Here is a 16,036-nt window from a genome sequence, read left to right as displayed (position 1 = left end):
TGCATACATCTGTATCAACATAACCCAATGTCATAATTTATCCAATCCAACCGTGGGAGGACGAAACGATGATCTATGCACAACCAGGACAAACCGGAGCCAAGGTGACGTTCAAAAAGCGCTACGAAAACTTTATCGGCGGTCAATGGGTCGCGCCGGTGAAAGGGCAGTATTTTGACAACATTACGCCTGTGACGGGTCAAGCCTTCTGCGAGATTCCTCGCTCTACGGCGGAGGACATCGAGCTGGCCCTGGATGCAGCCCATGCCGCCAAAGACGCTTGGGGCCGCACCTCGGTAGCTGCACGCGCACAAATTTTGAACAAAATCGCGGACCGTATGGAAGCGAATTTGGAGCTGCTCGCCGTCGCGGAGACATGGGACAACGGCAAGCCGATCCGGGAGGCGCTTGCTGCCGACCTGCCGCTGGCCATCGATCATTTCCGCTATTTCGCCGGTTGCATCCGTACAGAGGAGGGCACGTTAGGGGAAGTGGACAACGATACGGTCGCGTATCATTTCCACGAGCCGCTTGGCGTCGTCGGGCAGATCATTCCGTGGAACTTCCCGCTGCTGATGGCAACGTGGAAAATCGCGCCTGCGCTGGCGGCCGGCAACTGCGTCGTGCTCAAGCCTGCGGAGCAGACGCCGGCGTCGATTCTCGTGCTTGCGGAGTTGATCGCCGACCTGCTGCCGGCCGGCGTGCTAAACATCGTGAACGGCTTCGGCCTGGAAGCCGGCAAGCCGCTCGCTTCGAGCAGTCGCATCGCCAAGATCGCATTCACCGGCGAAACGACGACGGGACGCCTGATCATGCAGTACGCTTCGCAGAACATTATCCCCGTCACATTGGAGCTCGGCGGGAAGTCGCCCAATCTGTTCTTCGAGGACGTGTATGCCAAGGATGACGCCTTCCTGAACAAGGCGATCGAAGGCTTCGTGCTGTTCGCGCTGAACCAAGGCGAAGTGTGCACCTGCCCGTCCCGCGCGCTCATTCAGGAGTCGATCTACGATCAGTTTATGGAGCGGGCCTTGCAGCGGGTAGCGGCGATCAAGCAGGGCAACCCGCTCGATACGGAAACGATGATCGGCGCGCAGGCATCCTCCGAGCAGGTCGAGAAAATCATGTCGTACTTGAGCATCGGGAAGCAGGAAGGAGCCGAATGTCTGATCGGCGGAGACCGTGCGGCGCTCGGAGGAGACCTGAGCGGTGGTTATTACGTTCAGCCGACGGTATTTAAAGGCCACAACAAAATGCGCATTTTCCAAGAGGAAATTTTCGGTCCGGTCGTTTCCGTCACGACTTTCAAGGATCAGGAGGAAGCGTTGGCCATCGCCAACGATACGCTGTACGGACTCGGCGCCGGACTGTGGACGCGGGATATCAACACGGCATACCGGTTCGGAAGAAACATTCAGGCTGGCCGCGTCTGGACCAACTGCTATCATGCCTATCCGGCGCACGCGGCGTTCGGCGGGTACAAGGGCTCCGGGATTGGCCGCGAGACGCACAAGATGATGCTGTCGCATTACCAGCAAACGAAAAACCTGCTGGTCAGCTACAGCACGGACGCCTTGGGCTTCTTCTGAGCCGGAGACACGATGGATACGGTCTCGAAGGTGCTCGCAACGGACGAAGCATTGGCCTTGATCCGGCTGCTCCAGGACAAACACGGTCCCGTCATGTTCCATCAATCGGGAGGCTGCTGCGACGGCAGCTCTCCCATGTGCTATTCGGAGGGGGAATTTCTGCTCGGGGAACAGGACGTCCGGCTCGGCGGGATCGGCGGCGCCCCGTTCTATATGAGTCAAGCGCAGTATGACTATTGGAAATATACACAGCTAATCATCGACGTGGTGCCCGGAAGAGGCGGCATGTTTTCGCTCGAAGGCCCGGAGGGCGTGCGGTTCTTGACCCGGTCGCGCGTGTTTACCGACGAGGAACGGAAAGCGCTCGGACTGCCGTAATCCCGTGGGAAGGCTGTCACGGAGAACGTTTTTACTATACTTGGGCTGTAAATCAGATGCTCCTTCGGGTACAGGGGGTAGACGATGACAGCCTTTTTTTCATGCAGCGAAGCACACCGTCAGGGCGCAAGATCCGCATATTTATGCACAGCGGCTTGGTCGTTCTGGCTTCCGCATGGTTCTTATCTACGTATAGAACCCGGCGGAGGTTTTTTTATTTTTCGCGGGACTTGGACAGGCCGCATCTATAATAGAGGAACGGGGATGCGCTAAATGACTTCATGGTGCCCCCGGCTTGAATTAAAGGAAGTGCGATTCGCTATACGTGTCGAAAAATATGAAAAAGCTTTCTACGCAGCAGAATAGCTCATCTGAGTTCCTTTAAGCTGTCAAATCGGCCGGAGGGAGGCCGGATAGAGCATTGTGGTTCCTCTATTTCGGGGCTCATAGGGAGCAGTTGTCTTCGGGAAGGGGCGGTATCCTGATTGTAGGGTTGCAAAAAAGGTACGAATAGGATAATACGATTATTATTATGTTTTCTCAAGTTATTTCGGAACAATTTTGATACTCTTAAAAAAGAGGTACCTTGTCATAGTAACGGATTGGAGAGTGGAAGCGTGAACGATAGAGAACAAATCAAACCAACCGCCCATGAATTGATGAAAATGCATGTTGAAGCCATGTTTACGCATGATCGGAACATGAGGCTTCGCGCGATAAACGAACCCTGGCCCGGAGAGCCTCCCGCCCCTCGGTTTTTCTTAGGACGAACGATCGAGGGTTCGGCTCTCTGCCGGTTTCGGTATGATGTCCCGGAGACGCTTGCCCGGCAATTGGAGGAGTTGTGCGCTGACGAACCGGTCGTAAGAGATTTCCAGACGAAGCCGAAGCATTTTGAGGCCTATATGAACCTCCTTCAAAGTGAACGCTTTACGATGGGACCTTGCTATCTTATTCCTGACACTACCTTGCCGGCAATGGAAGTAGTCAGCGTCACTCGTGAAAATGTGACTGAATTAGCGCGCGGCGGCTTCGAATGGCTGGCCTCGGATATCGACTATGCCCAGCCCTGTATAGCGCTCGTGCGTGAAGGCAGGGCCGTCTCGATCTGCCGCAGCGTCCGCATCACATCCCGGGCCCACGAAGCGGGGCTGGAGACTTTGGAGGAGTTTCGCGGGAAGGGCTATGCCGCGGCCGTTGTTGCCGGATGGGCGAGAGCGGTGCGGAACATGAAGGCTGCCCCGTTATACAGCACTTTGTGCGATAATCTATCGTCTCAGCGAGTGGCAAGAAAATCAGGCTTATCCTTCTATGGAGTTAATTTCACCATCGTTTGACCTCAGGCGGCGTCACTGATCTTTCGAGCGATCATGCGCTTTGACAAACCGGCCTTTGTACAGCAGGGGAACGGCTTTGAAGACATCCATCCGGGAGCACTGGGCTACATCTTGTTCGTACCCCCGCTCCCGAAGCTCGCGTCCGTTCGAAGAGTCCCGGATCAACTTCCTCTAATTGACTTTTGGAATATTCATAGGCTCCGATGCAGACTTCCGCTTCCGGGGACTTTTTGCCGATTAATTTTGAAAGAATGCAGCCGTTCGTCCATGTTTGGTACGGGCAACCGATTTTGAAGGAATTGGCGGGGGAAAGCCGTTTTTGGACGATAGCAGGGAGCGGGAATTTGAAGACAAACCTACCTGAGCGCGAAGGAAAGCTCAGGTTTTTTATGTTTTTGTAATGCGGCCGCCCGTTTTTTTATTCGATTGTAACGGGTCGGGCAGTAAGATAGGCCTTGTACGAAACAACTTCATAAACCCCTGCTTGAAAATACGTTCTCTGAAAGCGAGATGACTTTGATGAAAACGAAAAAGATGATCACGACCATGGCGCTGACGACTGCCGTCACGCTCGGTTCGCTTGCTCCAATTCATGTATTGAATGTGCAGGCAGCGGCTTCATTCACCGATGTCAGCGCATCGGCTCCTTACCAGATGGCGCTTGAAGCGCTCGAAAAAAGCCAGGTCGTTCAAGGCTACGGCCAGCATGACTTCCGTCCGAGCCAAGCGATCACCCGAGCCGAGCTTGCGACGATGGCGGTCAAAGCGTTCCAGCTTCAAGCCGCAGGCCAAGCTGCCGCGTGGAGCGATGTTAAAGCATCCGACTGGTTCTACGAATACGTGAACGCGGTTGTTGGCCAAGGTGCCATGACCGGGGAGAACGGCAGCTTTAAGCCGAACGATTCGTTGTCGCAGGATCAATTGATCGCGATTGTTGCCAAGGCATCCAAAGCCGATGCGGCCACGCTGAAAAATGCGCTGGGTACGGCTTATTCGGGAAACAGCGCCATGACCCGCGGCGAAGCCGCTATTGTGGTCCATGCTGCGCTCCAGGTCGCTTCCATTCAAGTGACGGAGTGGAAAGTCGTGAACCCGATTACGCTGCAAATTACGTTCTCCGCGCCGCTGCCGAAGGAAGAGATCGATGTGGAGAAGGCCAAAGCGAACTTTACGTTCGACAACGGCTTGACGCCGCTTAACATTCCGCAGCTGAAGTCGGGCTCGAAATCGACCTATATTTTGCCGGTTTCCCCGCAAAAAGCAGGTACGACCTACTCGTTCTCCTACAAAGGCAAAAAAATAGGCACTTTCGAAGCGATGACGAACAAAATTTCGATGAGCTCCGCACAGCAAGTGGCTTTCGATACGTTCGAAATCGAATCGAAGCTGGAAGACGGTGTTACCGACTACGGCAACGTGGTCGTGGCATACCAAGGGAAGCGCGGCGGCCTTGAGTTTAGTTTGGATGATAACAACATATACAATGGCAAAACGTATCAGCTGATTTCGTCCATGAGGGGCAAGCAGGTCACGATTACGCCGGAGAACGGTGAGCCGATTGTCGCTTCGTACGTGCCGTTCACACAAGCGACGGACGGGCGCCAGGCCCCGAAATTCCGCTTGCCGGAAGGTCAGACGCTGAAGCCGGGCGTGAAGTATACGGTCACCTCCGAATGGTCGACAATTACCAATCCGACGTTTACGGCGAAAGAAATCGCGCCGCTCCAAATTCAATCCGTTGAACAAGCCGATGCGGCTTCGCTGAACGTGACCTTGTCGGCGGACCCGAAAGACGAGCTGTTCGCTCTCCGCAGCATCGTGCTGACAGCCGCCGACGGCACCAAGCTGAACGCGACTTACAGGCTGACCTCGCGCAAAGGCGCCGTCGGAACGTTCGATCTGCAGAACGGCGGCAAGCTGACACCGGGCACGACATATACGGTTGCGCCGCTCGGAAACTGGGCCACGGCCACGAACGTTACGCTTACCGCGAAATAAGAGTGGTAGGGGACGCGCAATAACGCAAACTAAAAATCCATCGGTCCTTGGAAAAGGCCGATGGATTTTTGACGTTTAACCACCGTTTTGGATCATATAGCCTACGCCGGGGTAGGTAACAATCCATTGACCTTCCGGGAGGACGGCTTTCAGCTTCTGCCGGATGCGTGCGATGGTGACGCGCAGATATTCGACATCGTCGCGGTATTCGCTGCCCCAAATTTCGGTCAGCAGCTGCTCGTGGGTCAGCACCTTGCCTTCGTGCTGGAGCAATTGGACAAGCAGCTTGTATTCCGTGTCCGTAAATTTGATTTCACTGTCGCCGTGCCACGCCCGGCGCTGGGCCAGATTGACGACGACGGGGCCGAGGCACAGCTCCTTGGCGGCGGGTATTTGTCCGCTGCCGCGGTCAAAGCGCCGCAGCACGGCGCTGACGCGGGCGAACAGCTCATCCAGCGAGAACGGCTTGGTCAAATAATCGTCGGCGCCCAGATTCAGTCCCTGCACCTTGTCGCTGGAGTTGCTCCGCGCCGTCAGGATGATGACCGCCACGTCCGTATAGGTCCGGAGCCGGGTTAATACCTCGAAGCCGTCCATTCCCGGCATCATGACGTCGAGAAGAATAAGATCGGGATCGAACAGATCAAGCGCCTCAAGCGCTTCCCCACCGCTTGCGCACGTAGCGGTTTCATAGCCGGCCGATTTCAAATTGGCGGCGATAAATCGTAAAATTTTCGGTTCGTCGTCTACGATCATAATTTTATGCTTCTTCATTGTCGTCCTCCGTTTGGCCGTAATAGACAGGCACCGAGACGATCATCGTCGTGCCTGCGCCTTCCGTACTGCGCACTTCGATCGAGCCGCCGTGCGCGTCGATGATGCCTTGGCAGATCGCAAGCCCCAGTCCCGTTCCTCCGGTACGGCGGCTGGAGGAAACGTCGACCCGGTAAAACCGGTCGAAAATATGGGGCAGATGCGCTTCAGGAATACCGATGCCGTTGTCCTTGACGAAAATCCGCACGTTCAGCCCGTCGTGCTCCGCCGTGACCCGGATATGAGGCTTCGATTCGTTGTAGCGGATGGAGTTGGTAAACAGATTGATAAAAATTTGCTCCATTCTCCGTTTGTCCGCATAGAGGAATGGCAGTTCCTCGTCCAAGTCGATATGAAGCTGAGCATCGGCCGAAAGGGTGTGGGGCAGCCTCTGCCAAGCTCCTTCGACGACGGAGCGGACCCGGACAGGAGCGGGATGAATGCTCAGCGCCCCGGCTTCGATCTTGGAAATGTCGAGCCATTCGTCGATCAGCTCCTGAATCCGGCCGATATCTTCGTGAATGCCTTCCAGCAGATCCTGTTTGAACTCCTCGTCCCATCCGGCATGCTTGCGCAGCAGCGTCTCAACGCTTCCTTTGATGCTCGTAATCGGGGTCTTGAATTCATGCGAGGCAAGCGAGATCAGGTCGTTTTTTAGCGAGTCGATCTCATGCTCCTTCGTCATGTCCCGGAAGACATAGCCACGCCCGAATTCCTTGCCGCCGTCCGTCACTTGGAACGAAGCCAACTGGATGACCCGTTCGTCGCCGGGGGAGCGGACCAGCGTAAATTTGCCTACCGGCTGCGGCTTGTGGCCGATTCGAGCGAAGCCCTCGTCCGGCTGCGGCATTTTGCGGGCGATCCGGTGCAGCAGTTCCTCCTCCGTCAAGCTTAGGAGCTCTTTGCCGTCGAACCCGAACAGCTCGGCCATCCGGCGGTTGGCCAGCACGACCTGCTGATTCACGTCGATCAGGACGATGCCGTCGGAGTAGCTCTCCAGGATGGCGGCGAGCGTCGCATGCTGCTGCTGCAGGCTGAGCGTCCGTTCTTCGACCCGCTGCTCCAGATCGCTGTTCAGCTCAAGCAAGGCCTGCCGGTTGTCATGAATCTGCTCGGCCATCTGCGTAAATTGGCTTGCCAAATAGTGCATCTCGTACGGCGCGCCCGGCGAAGACAGCGGCTCGCTCGGCACGGTATAGCGGTTGGCCGCAAGCGACTGCGTGTAGCGCACCAGCGCATGGATCGTCCGGTTCAGCCGTTTGGCCAAATAGGAGCCCAGAAGTACGGTCAAGCCGAGCGTAAGCAAGAGCAGAAGAAACGTCGATTTAAGCGAGGCGAAGAAAGCTTCCTGTACGGCCGCGTAAGAGCGGCCGACCCACACCGTCCAGCCCAAACTGTCGATCGTTTTGAAGGAAACGAGCTCCTTCTGGCCGTTGGCGCCGGAGACGAACTTATCCATCCCTTCCTTGAGGGAGGCCGCCGCTTGGAAGGCCGGTTCGCCGGACAAATCGGCGATGGACTGCACCAGCTCGCTCCGAGGGTGATAGATGACCCTGCCAGCCGGACCGAGCACGGCAGGATAAGCGCCCGGTCCGTAGTCGTATTGGGTGACGAGCCTTGCGATTTGGCCCATGTCGAGTATTCCGATCACAACGCCTTCAAAAGCCCGGCTTTCGCTGTAAAACGGGGCGGCGATGGCGACGAACGGTGCAGATCCGCCCTCAGCGCCATGCATTGGTTCGGAGATCGCGGGCTGCAGCGTCAGCTTCACTTTTTTCCAATACTCCTGTGAGCTTAGATCGGTGCCGACCGGCAGCGCATGCGCATTGCCGCTTTCCGCATCCGGCGAGAGAGCTTTTATTGCGCCGTTCTCATCCGTCACATAAAGCTGAGAGAAGCCGGGTAGGTTGTTTTTGACCGACTGGATTTTGCGCGTCAGGCCGGCCCGGTCGCGAAACCCGGGACCCGATGCGCTGATCGTTGTGGCGAGCGTATCTACGGCGTTGCGGTAGTAATAAACGTACGTCTCGACGGCATCGGCGAGACGCTTCGTGGCATGCTCCTGCGTCTTGTTGTATTCCTGCGTCAGCTTGTTGATTTGCTGTACCTGAATGGTGCCCAGAATCAGCACCGGCACAATCGCCATAACCGCAAAGGCCAGCGTCAAATGAGTGCGTAGCGAACGATGATTCACGGGTTCCTCCCGGATTGTTAGAATGGGTGGGAAAATAGAAAAGCAGAAGCCTTCCCATGCGGCACCGCCGCTGGAAATTCCCCTGCTTGTACTTTCTAGTGTAGCTTGTATTCGGTCTCAGGTCAATAGAGGAGGCTACTAACGGAGCATTCCTTTGTAGATCCCCGGCTTGGAATCCGGAATTTCGATCGCGCCGACCGTCTTTTCGTAAAAAGCGACCGGCCCCGCGCCGCCAATCACGGCATAGCCGTACCCTTGGGCTCGCATGTCGTGCAAGCAGGCCAGCAGTAAAGCGGTGCCGACGCCTTTGCCGCGGCAAACGTCGTCCACGCCGGTCGGGCCGAAGAAGCCTTTGCAGGTCGCGTCGTAACACGCGAATCCGACCAGCTTGTCCTCCAAGGTAGCGATAAAGCAGGAGGTCGGATGTCCGCTAATCGCGACGTCGCATTCGCTCTCCCAGTGGGGATTGAATTTTTCCTTCACCCAACTCCGGATCAGATGCTTCTCCGGCACGAGCGCCCTGCGGATCGTAAAACCCGCGTCCTCCAGTTTGGCCCGGAGCGGGGCGTCGTCCGGAAGCTCGTACAGCTTCACTAACATATCCGGCATCGTTCTGTTATCCCTCCTGATGTGATTTTGAAGTTCGTTATGCCGCTTCGAAAAAAATAAGGCGATTCCCGAACGGGTCCGTTACACTAAGCTCCCGCGTGTCCCAAGGGGTGACTTCAATGCCGGGCCGGGCATACTTATAGTCTTTGGCCTCGAGCTCCGCATGGAACGCTGCAAGGTTCTCGGCTTCGATACGGACCGCAGCCCCCGGGCAGCAATCCCCATGATGCTCGCTTAAGTGGAGCGTACACGTTCCTAGCGAGATTTGCATGTATAAGGGCAAGTTTTCTTCAAACCGGTGCTCCCAATCGATCTGAAAGCCGAGATAGTCTACGTAAAACGCTCTTGCTTTCGTTTCGTCGAATATTCGAAGAATCGGGGTAACCGACTTCAAGGCGAACGACCCATTGCTCATAGACGCACCTCCGTCACATTTATTTACTTTATTGTATAACAAAACCGGAATGCAATCTACGAAAGCCGGAGCTTTTCCGCCAGCTTCGCCGCATCGCGGCCTACCCAGCCGAGCAGTGCCGAGCCCCGGGACGACTGCCATGGCAGGCCGAGATAATAAAGTCCGGATACCGGGCTGACGCCGCCGCGGTGAATAGGGTTCCCCTGCGAATCGATGGCTCCGTCGATCCGTATCCACCGATAGTCGCTGCGGTAACCGGTCGCCCACACGATATTGCTGACTTCCGCTTCGGTACCGTCTTCGAAAAGGAGGCAATTTTCCTTCGTCCCGACCGCTCTCGGCTTAAGCAGCACTTTTCGATCCGCCATAAGCGATTTTAGTTCGAGTCCATAAATTTGCTCGGGCTGACTCTTCAGCCACGAACCGAGCAGTGAGCCTTTATCCGCACGGATAAATCCGAACAGGTCGAAGTACCGAAAAATGCTTTGGCCCAGCACATACAGCGGTTTAAAATGCAGCTTGCTTCCGGCGGATAAATAGACCAGCCGTTCCCGGGACAGCTCTGCGGCGATCTGCGCGCCCGAATTGCCGGCGCCGACGACAAGCACAGGTCCGTCCCGCAGCTCGCCGGGATTCCGGTATGCGCTGCTGTGCGTTTGGTAGATTTCGTCCGGAAGCCCGGAGGCAAAGGCGGGAATGTAAGGGGTATGGAAAGGACCGGTCGCGACGATGACTTTGCCCGCCCGATACGTTCCCCGATTCGTTTCGAGCAGGAAGCCTTGGGTCGTCTTGTTCATAGATATGACCCGCGTCTGCAATTGAACGGGCAGGGAATAACGCTCCGCGTAAGCTTCGAGATAGTCTGCTGCTTCGTCCTTGGCCGGCAGTCCGTTCGGATCGCCAAGCATGGGCATGCCCGGCAGCGAATATTTTCGAGGCGTGAACAGTACTAAGGAGTCATACCGGTTCCTCCAGCTGTTCCCGATACGGTCGCTTGCATCCAGCAAGGTAAATGACACCGCTTGTTGTTTCAAATAATATCCCATCGCGAGACCCGCTTGCCCGGCTCCGATCACCAGTACGTCAATTTGTTTCATCCCTATCGAGCTCCTTAGACGACATTGTAGGCAAATTAAAATATAATATATGATCAATTATTCATATGTTAATTGTAAAACAGTTCCTTCAATAGTTCAAGAGAAAATCCAGATAACTTTTTAGCAGCAGGGATAAGCAGTCGGGAAAAGGGCAACCAGAGGGAAAATTACCGATTGGATGTGCGTAAACCTTAGGGGGGATTCGTTACTTTTAAATTTACCCTACCTATATTTTGTAAACTGTATATAACGGAAGCTATACCAATCGAAGGTGTTTCATTATGCAAAGTCCTACCCCGGAGGCGTCAGCCCTTTAATTTCGCTGTTCGTGTGGATATTGATTGCCGAATGCATTCGCGGCGTCGGGGAGACGCTGATCAGCGGAGCCGACACGGCTTGGATCGTTGATGAAGTCGGCGAGCAGCATGTGGGGCGTCTTTTCCTGGAAGGCAAGCGCTTGTCGCTTCGGGCGTCCCTTGTGACCGCCGCGGTGCTGCTGCTGCCGATTCTGGCGGTGTTCGGCCGGACGTTGCGCAAACGATAAGAATAGCAAAAAGGCACGCCTTTAAGGGTGTGCCTTTTTCGTTCCACTGGGCTTGTCCGTGCTATTATTTCGAGAAAAAACGGTGCATCAGCGACGCATGGAAATGTGAGAAATCGATCTGCGCCCCGATAAAATAGCCGATGGAGATGAAAAGTACGCACCAGCTGAATGCGCCGACAGCCGAGAACAGCAAATATTTGCGCTTGCCCATGCCAATGACGCCGGATAAGTAGCAGGTTAAGTGACGGATACCCGGAATGAAATAGCCGAAGCTGACCGTCCAAGGTCCGTAACGCTGGAACCAAGCTTCCACTTTTTCCAGCCGTTCCGGGGTCAGTTTAATCCACTTGCCATGCTTCCACAGCAGCGGCTTGCCGAACTTGCGGCCAAGCGCGTAGCTGCAGAGCATGCCGGTCATCGCTCCCGCCAGACTGACGGCGACCGAGAGCGAATAATTCAGCATACCGACCGATGCCAGATAACCGATAAAGGTCATCAGCAGCTCGTCGGGGACGGGCAAGCCTACAATGCCAAGCGCTAGGCTGAAGAATAAAGCGATATATCCGTACTGTAAGATCATCTCCTGTATAAATTGCATGCGGACACAGCTCCTCTCCAGCCGCCGAAGGTGCTAGACGTTCTCGGTATCGTATACGGCTTTGTTATGACGAATTGCGGGAATCTTAATCGTGCTGATCATCAGGAAGGAAAGTCCGATAATCACTAACACCGTCACTACCACAAGATGCGCGGGCGGGTTCCACAAGGCAAAGGCGGATAACAGGCAGCCTGCTCCGGTAATTGGCAGACCGATATGACAGCGGTTCTGACAGGTTTTCACGTTGAAACGCGCCAGCCGCAGCGCTCCGCATACCATGAACAACCCCGTCAGCACCGTACCGCCGTATAACGGCAGCTCGCGAAGAGCGACGACATAAATAATGATGGAAGGCGCGGCGCCGAAGGAAATCAGCTCCGATAAGGAACGAAGCTCCTTCGCGAATTCGCCCGACAATTCCAGCTTTTCGGCAATATAGCCGCCGAACAAATCCAGCAAGGCCGCAATCGCGACAAACAGCACCGCCGAAGCCACATCGCGGTGAAACGCGAGCAGAAGTGAAACCATGCCTATACCCAGACCCGCTGCCACAAACACAAACGGGATCGATTTTTTTAACACTATGATCATTCCTCCTTAGGGGATGGGGAAAGCGCAAGGCGAATCGGTTGCCCCACCGTTTGTACCTCTAATAAATCAAGCAAAAATACGAATGTTGGAATTCCGACAATCAGGCCCCAGATTCCGAAGAAATGTTCGGAGAACAAGAGCACGATGAAGGTGTAAAAGATCGGCAGATGCGTCTTGGAGGCCATCAGCCGCGGATTGAGCACATAGGCTTCCAAAGCGTGTATCAAGGTAATCGTCACGAGCAGATAGACGACGTAGACGAAGCCTCCGAGGCTAAAAGCAATGGCGCCCAGCGGAATCAGCGAGATGAATACGCCGGCCACGGGAATTAAGCCAAGAACAAAGATTAGAAGCGCAAGACCGAACAAGTTGGGAAAGCCCATGGCCCATAAGGCGATTGTCGTCAGCACGCAGTTGATCAGCGCGATCATCAGTTGGGTTTCGATCACTTTACCGAAGGTAAGGACGAACTTTTGGCCGAAATATCCGATCTCATCCACCAGCCATCCGATCTTGCTCGCCCGGAGCTTGTGGGTAAAACGCATGACACTCGATTTGCTGAGCAGTAAAATCAAACTCATAATTACGGCCAGAAAACCTTCGAAGCCCCAATGGCCGACTTTCTTGATCATATCTAATCCGGGCATGATGATGCTGTGCAGGTCGAGCTTATGAACGACGGAGACGAGATACCTCACAAATTCGTTCTGCGGATGAGCGTATACGTGCTTGACGGTGACGATCAGTTGACCTACTTCGTGAACGAGGGAGGGAAACACTTTGAAGCCCCCGGCCACCAGTACGGCGACAAACAAAACGTATAGAATGGAGAGCAGCAGCTTGGAATCGACAGGAATGATCGGTTTAATCCAGCGATGGACCAAGTGATGAAGACGATCCATAAGGAACGTCATCAAGAATGTCAATAAGATGAGGTTCAGCATGCCTTTCAGCCAGAACAACAGCAGGCAGAAGAGCGCCAGAATGCCGAAGCGCCGCACATCTTTTCTTTGAAGAAAGGCCATCATATTCATACGAACATCCTTTCGATGGGGAAACGCACCAAGTTTGTCTGCCGACATTATAACGCTCCGTTGTGTACTTCATGTGTACTATTGGCGAAGACGGCTTGTTTGCATTGCTCCCCGGGACACACGAAAAACACAAGACTCATGTATAATTGAATAGGTAAACACGTTACCGGATAAACAGGAGTTGTCATCGCTATGGAACGAAAAGTTCTTCTCATCGAAGATGAGAGCCTGATTCGCGAGATTGTGGCTGATTATTTCGAAAGGGAGCAGTGGACCGTCTATGAGGCGGAGAACGGCAAACAAGCGTTGGACATGCTGGAAAGTCTGAATGCGGATCTCGTCATTCTGGATATTTTGATGCCGGAGATGGACGGATGGACCGTATGCAAGCGGATCCGCGCGAAGTCGGCGATCCCGATTATCATTCTGACCGCAAAATCAGAGGACGACGACAAAATGCTCGGGTTCGAACTGGGAGCCGACGATTACGTCACCAAGCCGTTCAGCCCGAAGGTGCTCGTTGCCCGCGCTAAAACGCTGATGAAACGCGTCGAGGGGACGGTCGGAAAAGAGGATCATATGCTCAGCTTTGGCCGGGTTACCGTAAACAAACGGTCGCACCGCGTCGAAATGGAAGGACAGGAAGTTGAGCTAACGCCCAAAGAATATGAACTGCTGCTTTATTTGGTCAAAAACGAAGGAATCGTACTGTCCCGCGAAGCGATTCTGAATCAGGTATGGGGGTTTGATTATTTCGGCGATCCGAGGGTCGTCGACACCCATATTAAAAAATTACGCGGGAAGCTGGGGGACGAGGCGCGGCATATCCGCACCGTCATCCGCGCCGGCTATAAATTTGAGGAGGACCGATGAAAAGAGGCGGCGTTACCTTCAAGCTGTTCGCGATCACAGCGTCTTTTTTCTTGTTATTTTATGCGATCGTTCTAGTCGGGCAATTACTGTTTTTCGAGAAGTTTTACCAGAATCAGAGATTGGCCGGATTGGAGAAAAAGCTGCAGTCCTTCAGTGAGGAGTACGCGTCGAACCGTTGGGACGAGCCGCGTATTACCCGCGAGATGGGGCTGTTTATCAGCCAAAATAAAGCGCAGCTCGCGATCTTGAATCCGGAAGGAAAAGTGAAATACGACAATTTTTTTCGCATCGTCATCCGTGACGATAAAGGCGCTTCGGTCAAGATTTCCTTGATGCTGCTGTCCGAGTCCGATCAGAAGGAATTGCTGGCGGCTCACTTGCAGCGCGGCGACCGGATTCAGGTCGAGGGCGTATTCGATGACGATCGAAGCAAAGAATTGATCTACCCGCTCGTCATCAAAAAAGCCGGAATGAAGGACATCGGCAGCGCGGACATGAGCGGCATCGAAGGGCCGTTGGAGCAAATTTCCGGCGTCGTCACCGATGCGCTGCTGCCCAGCCCGAATCTATGGAACTTGCGCCAGGGCTTATTGTACCTTGCCATTGATGATTGGTTTCCGCTTACCGACGAGCAGAAAGCCGATTTGCAGAACGGCCGGATGATCGAAAAGGAATGGACGGAGACGCTTACCGGCGTGCGCAGCTTTATCGCAGTTCAGCCCGTGATGCGGGATGGCAAAGTAAGCGAGCTGCTGTTCGCAATCACGTCGCTGCAGCAGATTAGCGAGGCCTATGATGCGCTGCGGCTGTTCTACCTGTATATAGGGGTTGGGGGCATCATACTGATTTTGCTGCTCTCGCTGATTTTTTCCAAATTCGTGACCAAACCGCTTCTTGCGCTGAACAAAATCGCACTGCGCATGGCCAAGCTGGACTTCTCCGCTAAATCGCCCATCCGGAGCAACGACGAATTCGGCAGCTTGTCTCTTAGCTTGAACAGCTTGTCCGAATCGCTGGATCATACGCTCAAGGAACTCCATCAAGCCAATGAGCAGCTTCGGGCGGATATGGAGCAGAAGCAGCGGATGGAGCAAATGCAGAAGGAGTTCGTCTCCAACGCCTCCCATGAATTGAAAACGCCGCTCAGCATTGTCAAGGGGTTCGCCGAGGGGCTGCGGGACGGGATCAGCGAAAGCAAGCGCGAGAGATATCTGGAAGTGATACTGGACGAAACGGGAAAAATGGAAGACCTCGTCAAAGATATGCTGGAGCTGACGAAGCTGGAATCGAAGACCATCAAGCTGAAGAAGAGCCGGTTTATGGTAAGCGAGCTGATCGAGGATATTGTCGACAAGCTGTCGCATCATTTGAATGAAAAGGGATTGAAGGTCGTTCATATGGCTGCGGGCGAGCATCCCGTCTATGCCGATCAATCCAAGATCGAGCAGGTGCTGTTCAACATCTTGGTCAATGCGATCCGTCATGCCGTGCCCGGCAGCGAAATTACCGTACGCATCGAAAGCGATGGGGAACGGATCAGGGTTACCATCGATAACGAGGGAGAGAACATTCCCGAGGATCAGTTGGAAGACATCTGGGAAAGATTTTACCGGGCGGAACGTTCCCGCAACCGGAAAACCGGAGGAACGGGGCTGGGCCTGGCGATCGTCAAGCATATTTTGGAGCTGCACGAAAGCCGTTACGGGGTAACGAATACCGAGAAGGGCGTCAGTTTTTATTTTATGTTATAAGCCGGAAAGCAAGTCACGTGAGAAAAGCATCGGTTGGATCGACTCCGGGTTCGGAGGTCGACAAGACCGGTGCTTTTCATGTTATTTACAGAAAAGGTTGACGTATTCCTGAGGCTCGTTTATCGTTAAGGCTGAGAAGACTCCCTCTTCGACAAGGGGGAGATGAATCAGCATCTCTTGTGTACGAATGCGAACGCATGTGCTATAATTGTAAT

At 54.3% G+C, this 16,036-nt stretch carries 15 protein-coding genes; 7 read left to right on the top strand and 8 right to left on the bottom strand.

Translation table 11 applies throughout. The annotated features are described in order from the left end of the window. Window positions 1–68: 68 nt before the first annotated feature. The 4 genes from adh (at window position 69) to PEL01S_RS24335 (ending at window position 5,302) form a co-directional block, all read left to right on the top strand. Entirely contained in the window at window positions 69–1,589 is a 1,521-nt protein-coding gene (gene adh / locus PEL01S_RS24350) for an aldehyde dehydrogenase (RefSeq protein WP_063183992.1), read from the top strand. A 12-nt stretch (window positions 1,590–1,601) separates the two neighbouring features. Continuing rightward, complete coding sequence (locus PEL01S_RS24345) at window positions 1,602–1,967, top strand: DUF779 domain-containing protein (protein WP_063183993.1); 366 nt, start codon at window positions 1,602–1,604, stop codon at window positions 1,965–1,967. Window positions 1,968–2,584: 617 nt separating this feature from the next. After that, on the top strand, window positions 2,585–3,304 hold the full coding sequence (aac(2')-IIb, locus tag PEL01S_RS24340) for a kasugamycin N-acetyltransferase AAC(2')-IIb (protein WP_231884786.1): 720 nt from the start codon (window positions 2,585–2,587) through the stop codon (window positions 3,302–3,304). A gap of 519 nt (window positions 3,305–3,823) precedes the next feature. After that, entirely contained in the window at window positions 3,824–5,302 is a 1,479-nt protein-coding gene (locus PEL01S_RS24335; RefSeq protein WP_063183995.1) for an S-layer homology domain-containing protein, read from the top strand. 75 nt (window positions 5,303–5,377) lie between these two features. On the opposite strand, the gene PEL01S_RS24330 is transcribed toward PEL01S_RS24335, so the two are convergent. The 5 genes from PEL01S_RS24330 to PEL01S_RS24310 all read right to left on the bottom strand — a co-directional run bounded on the left by PEL01S_RS24330 (window position 5,378) and on the right by PEL01S_RS24310 (window position 10,430). After that, window positions 5,378–6,076 (bottom strand): response regulator transcription factor, encoded by a 699-nt coding sequence (locus tag PEL01S_RS24330; protein WP_063183996.1) that lies wholly within the window; start codon window positions 6,074–6,076, stop codon window positions 5,378–5,380. After that, entirely contained in the window at window positions 6,063–8,309 is a 2,247-nt protein-coding gene (locus tag PEL01S_RS24325; RefSeq protein ID WP_127462110.1) for a sensor histidine kinase, read from the bottom strand. Before PEL01S_RS24325 ends, PEL01S_RS24330 begins: the two co-directional genes overlap by 14 nt. 138 nt (window positions 8,310–8,447) lie before the next feature. Beyond that, window positions 8,448–8,918 (bottom strand): GNAT family N-acetyltransferase, encoded by a 471-nt coding sequence (locus PEL01S_RS24320; protein WP_063183998.1) that lies wholly within the window; start codon window positions 8,916–8,918, stop codon window positions 8,448–8,450. Window positions 8,919–8,955: 37 nt separating this feature from the next. Next, complete coding sequence (locus PEL01S_RS24315) at window positions 8,956–9,333, bottom strand: glyoxalase superfamily protein (protein ID WP_127462109.1); 378 nt, start codon at window positions 9,331–9,333, stop codon at window positions 8,956–8,958. Between the two features lie 56 nt (window positions 9,334–9,389). Beyond that, window positions 9,390–10,430 carry a flavin-containing monooxygenase gene (locus tag PEL01S_RS24310; RefSeq protein ID WP_127462108.1) on the bottom strand — a complete coding sequence of 347 codons (1,041 nt, stop codon included), beginning with the start codon at window positions 10,428–10,430 and terminating at the stop codon, window positions 9,390–9,392. Between the two features lie 271 nt (window positions 10,431–10,701). Here PEL01S_RS24310 and PEL01S_RS24305 point away from each other — a divergent pair, with 271 nt between their 5' ends. Next, window positions 10,702–10,974 carry a hypothetical protein gene (locus tag PEL01S_RS24305; protein WP_127462107.1) on the top strand — a complete coding sequence of 91 codons (273 nt, stop codon included), beginning with the start codon at window positions 10,702–10,704 and terminating at the stop codon, window positions 10,972–10,974. Window positions 10,975–11,038: 64 nt separating this feature from the next. Here the strand turns inward: PEL01S_RS24305 and PEL01S_RS24300 are convergent, their stop codons facing one another. The 3 genes from PEL01S_RS24300 to PEL01S_RS24290 are packed head-to-tail and all read right to left on the bottom strand — an operon-like array spanning window position 11,039 to window position 13,197. Further along, complete coding sequence (locus PEL01S_RS24300; protein ID WP_063184002.1) at window positions 11,039–11,572, bottom strand: DedA family protein; 534 nt, start codon at window positions 11,570–11,572, stop codon at window positions 11,039–11,041. A 33-nt stretch (window positions 11,573–11,605) separates the two neighbouring features. After that, a complete protein-coding gene (pssA, locus tag PEL01S_RS24295; protein WP_163768321.1) occupies window positions 11,606–12,154 on the bottom strand; it encodes a CDP-diacylglycerol--serine O-phosphatidyltransferase in 549 nt (182 codons plus the stop codon). A 5-nt stretch (window positions 12,155–12,159) separates the two neighbouring features. Beyond that, window positions 12,160–13,197 (bottom strand): AI-2E family transporter, encoded by a 1,038-nt coding sequence (locus tag PEL01S_RS24290; RefSeq protein ID WP_127462105.1) that lies wholly within the window; start codon window positions 13,195–13,197, stop codon window positions 12,160–12,162. A gap of 192 nt (window positions 13,198–13,389) precedes the next feature. Between PEL01S_RS24290 and PEL01S_RS24285 the strand changes: the two genes are divergently transcribed. Together PEL01S_RS24285 and PEL01S_RS24280 are read left to right on the top strand one after the other, a co-directional pair. Continuing rightward, complete coding sequence (locus tag PEL01S_RS24285) at window positions 13,390–14,070, top strand: response regulator transcription factor (RefSeq protein ID WP_063184005.1); 681 nt, start codon at window positions 13,390–13,392, stop codon at window positions 14,068–14,070. Beyond that, window positions 14,067–15,821 carry a sensor histidine kinase gene (locus tag PEL01S_RS24280; protein ID WP_063184006.1) on the top strand — a complete coding sequence of 585 codons (1,755 nt, stop codon included), beginning with the start codon at window positions 14,067–14,069 and terminating at the stop codon, window positions 15,819–15,821. Before PEL01S_RS24285 ends, PEL01S_RS24280 begins: the two co-directional genes overlap by 4 nt. The last annotated feature ends 215 nt before the right edge of the window (window positions 15,822–16,036 follow it).

Origin of the sequence: Paenibacillus elgii NBRC 100335 (assembly GCF_004000865.1) — a bacterium.
GTDB lineage: Bacteria > Bacillota > Bacilli > Paenibacillales > NBRC-103111 > Paenibacillus_G > Paenibacillus_G elgii.
This window is presented reverse-complemented; position numbering and strand designations above follow the sequence as displayed.